The organism is Spirillospora sp. NPDC049652 (genome assembly GCF_040675125.1).
Lineage (GTDB): Bacteria > Actinomycetota > Actinomycetes > Streptosporangiales > Streptosporangiaceae > Spirillospora.
On the sequence record NZ_JBFAOF010000825.1, the window covers coordinates 1 to 3,296 of the forward strand.

Annotated in this window: 5 protein-coding genes; 3 read left to right on the forward strand and 2 right to left on the reverse strand. The window is 67.7% G+C overall.

Annotated elements, in window-relative coordinates; translation table 11 throughout:
- On the reverse strand, positions 1 to 335 hold a 335-nt coding region (locus AB0J52_RS33295; protein WP_500186837.1), incomplete at its 3' end, for an ATP-binding protein.
- 165 nt (positions 336 to 500) lie between these two features.
- Between AB0J52_RS33295 and AB0J52_RS33300 the strand changes: the two genes are divergently transcribed.
- From AB0J52_RS33300 to AB0J52_RS33310, 3 genes are read left to right on the forward strand one after another with little or no spacing between them, the layout of a single operon-like run.
- Positions 501 to 1,313, forward strand: a complete 813-nt coding sequence (locus tag AB0J52_RS33300) for a helix-turn-helix domain-containing protein (protein ID WP_500186838.1) — start codon at positions 501 to 503, stop codon at positions 1,311 to 1,313.
- Positions 1,304 to 1,561, forward strand: a complete 258-nt coding sequence (locus AB0J52_RS33305) for a DUF397 domain-containing protein (RefSeq protein WP_500186839.1) — start codon at positions 1,304 to 1,306, stop codon at positions 1,559 to 1,561. The genes AB0J52_RS33300 and AB0J52_RS33305 overlap by 10 nt, the downstream gene beginning before the upstream one ends.
- A 6-nt stretch (positions 1,562 to 1,567) precedes the next feature.
- A complete protein-coding gene (locus AB0J52_RS33310; RefSeq protein WP_500186840.1) occupies positions 1,568 to 1,822 on the forward strand; it encodes a DUF397 domain-containing protein in 255 nt (84 codons plus the stop codon).
- Positions 1,823 to 1,837: 15 nt separating this feature from the next.
- On the opposite strand, the gene AB0J52_RS33315 is transcribed toward AB0J52_RS33310, so the two are convergent.
- Positions 1,838 to 3,211 carry an L-serine ammonia-lyase gene (locus tag AB0J52_RS33315; RefSeq protein WP_500186841.1) on the reverse strand — a complete coding sequence of 458 codons (1,374 nt, stop codon included), beginning with the start codon at positions 3,209 to 3,211 and terminating at the stop codon, positions 1,838 to 1,840.
- Positions 3,212 to 3,296: the final 85 nt, after the last annotated feature.

Genomic DNA, 3,296 nt, shown 5'->3' on the forward strand with positions numbered 1-3,296 from the left:
ATGGCCAGCCCGCGCCCGGACGTCCCGTCCAGGGTGAGCGGCTGGACGACGGGCTGGACGTCCGAGCCGTCCTCCACCTCGATCACCGGCCCCGCGTCCGAGAGCAGCACCCGGGCCGTGATCGGGTCACCCGGGTCACAGCCGTGCCGGAGCGCGTTGGTGACGAGTTCCGTGACGACCGTCCGCGCGAGATAGACCAGGTCGGACGCGTAGTCGTGCGCGCCGAACCACTCGCCCACGAAGTCCCGCACCTCCTTGATGGACTCCGGGTCGGCGCGCGTCTCGATCTCCGAAATGTCTGCTGTGTTGCTGCACGGGCGAGAGTTCTTTTTCATGACCACGGAACCGCCTTCCGAGATTCTTGCGGGCGCGTGGTCATTGAGCCACCGAATGTGTACCGTGAGTCACAAAGCGCAGCTTGTTGGTGGGCAGTGAAGTGGGATTCCCGCCCCCTTGGTTGGGTCGCGCTTGAGTCGTACTTTGGCTGAGAGGACGACGTGATGGCTCCGAAGCGCAAGAAGGCCACGACCTCTTCGAGTCTGCTCGCCTTCGGCAAGCGGTTCCGTGCCTACCGCCAGGCCAGGGGATGGACGCAGGAGGCGGTGGCGAAGCGCGCCAACAATGGGGCGGGCGTGAAAGCGCAGTACATCGGCGCGATCGAGAACGGCCGCACCCGCTGCTCCCGCAAGTTCATCGAGCTCATGGACGGCGAGTTCGGCGCGGAGGGCGAGCTGGTCGACCTCTGGGACGACCTCGTCAAGGACGCCGCGTTCCCCACCTGGTTCGACTGGCACGTGATCGAAAGCGAGGCCGCCGAACTGTCGGCCTACTCGCTCAGTGTCGTCCACGGACTTCTGCAAACTCCGGAATACGCCGAGGTCTTGCTCCACGGAGACAAGGACAAGATCGAGGCGCGCATGAAGAGGCAGAAGATTCTGTCGCGCCAGGAGCCGGCACCGCCGAGCTGCATCTTTCTGATCGATGAGGCCGTCCTCTACCGCCAAGTGGGCTCACCTGAGACCATGGCGCGACAGTGCGACATGCTGATCGAGGTCATGAGCAGGAGAACAGCCGTCCAGGTGGTTCCTATGCGTGCGGACCACTCGGCTGTGGTCAGCGCGTTCACCTTCGCATTGCTGTCGGAGGGTAAAGAGATCGCCTATGTCGAATGCGCTGCTCGCGGATTCACGATGGAAGACCCGGAGGATATTGCAGCACAGCGTCAGGCGCTCAGAGAAGTGCAGTCGCTGGCCCTCCCCAGAGACCTCACCATCGAGATGATCCAAAAGATTAAGGTGGAGAGATGGACCTAGATGGCTTCGAGTGGCGCAAGAGCAGCTTGAGCGGCCCCAACGGCGGCGAGTGCGTCGAGGTGGGCGCGGCGCCTGACATGTGGCGCAAGAGCAGGCACAGCGGAGGCAACGGCGGTGAATGCGTCGAGGTCGCCAGCACGCCGGGCCGGTTGGCTCTGCGGGACAGCAAGGATGCTGCGGGTGGAGTTCTCCGGCTCGCCATGGCGGAGTTCCGCGATCTCGTGGACTCCGTGAAGCGGACGGGATGAGAAACGATGTCCCGGGACTGGCGCGAGTGGCGGCGCAGCAGCCACAGCGGCACCAACGGCGGGCAATGCATCGAGGTTGGCGCGCAACCTGCCGTGTGGCGTAAGGCTTCCCGCAGCGATGAGATCGGTGACAACTGCGTCGAGGTCGCCGATGTGGCCAGTCTGGTGGCGCTTCGGGACAGCAAGAATCCGGACGGTGGGGTTCTTGTGATGAGCCGGGGTGGGTTCGGGGCCGTGCTTGCGGCGGTCAGGGGGCGGTAGCGCCCTGACCGCCGGTCAGCATTCGATGACGTTGACGGCTAGGCCGCCTCGGCTGGTCTCCTTGTACTTGTCGAGCATGTCCCGGCCCGTGTCCTTCATGGTCTTGATGGCCCGGTCCAGCGAGACGAAGTGCTTGCCGTCGCCGCGCAGGGAGATGCGGGCCGCGCTGATGGCCTTGATGGCGCCGACCGCGTTGCGCTCGATGCAGGGGACCTGGACGAGGCCGCCGACCGGGTCGCAGGTGAGGCCGAGGTTGTGCTCGATGCCGATCTCGGCGGCGTTCTCGACCTGCTCGGGGGTGCCGCCGAGGACCTCGGTGAGGCCCGCGGCGGCCATCGAGCAGGCGGAGCCGACCTCGCCCTGGCAGCCGACCTCGGCACCGGAGATGCTGGCGTTCTGCTTGAACAGGACGCCGACCGCGCCGGCGGTCAGCAGGAAGCGGACGACGCCCTCGTCGTCCGCGCCCGGGACGAACCGGTCGTAGTAGTGCAGGACGGCCGGGATGATGCCCGCCGCGCCGTTGGTGGGGGCGGTGACGATCCGGCCGCCGGCGGCGTTCTCCTCGTTCACCGCCAGGGCGAACAGGGTCACCCAGTCCATCGCGGCGAGCGGGTCGGTGGCCTTCTCGGTGACCAGCTTGCGGTGCAGCCGGGGCGCGCGGCGGCCGACCTTCAGGCCGCCGGGCAGCAGGCCCTCGCGGGAGCAGCCGCGGTCCACGCAGGCGCGCATGACCTGCCACAGCTCGACCAGGCCCGCCCGGATCTCGGCCTCGGAGCGGCCGAACGCCTTCTCGTTCTCCAGCATCAGCGCGGAGATCGACAGGCCCGTCTCGTGGCAGCGTTCCAGCAGCTCGGCGGCGGTGTCGAAGCGGTAGGGCAGGACGGTGTCGTCGGCCTTGATGCGGTCCGCGCCGGTCGCGTTCTCGTCCACGACGAAACCGCCGCCGACCGAGTAGTAGACCTTGCTCGCCAGCTCCTCGCCCTCGGCGTCGAAGGCCGTGAAGCGCATGCCGTTCGGGTGCCCCGGCAGGGAGATCTTGCGCTCGAACACCAGGTGCTCGCCGACGACGAACGGCACGGGGTGCGAGCCGAACAGGGTGAGGGTGCCGCTCTCGCGGACGCGCGCCAGGCGCTCGTCCACGGTGTCCACGTCCACCAGCTCGGGCTTGTCGCCCTCCAGACCGAGGATGACGGCCTTGTCGCTGCCGTGGCCCTTGCCGGTCAGGCCGAGCGAGCCGTACAGCACCGCCCGGACCGACGCGGTCTTGGCCAGCAGGCCGTCCTGGTCGAGCCCGCGCGCGAAGCGGTGCGCGGCGGCCATCGGTCCTCCGGTGTGCGAGGACGACGGCCCGATGCCGATCTTGAAGAGGTCGAAGACGCTGATAGCCATGGAAGTCCTGCTACTCCGTTGTAGCGCGTGCGCGCCCCCGCCCGCGGCGCGCGGACGGGGGCGCGTCGATCACAGGTTCGGGTAC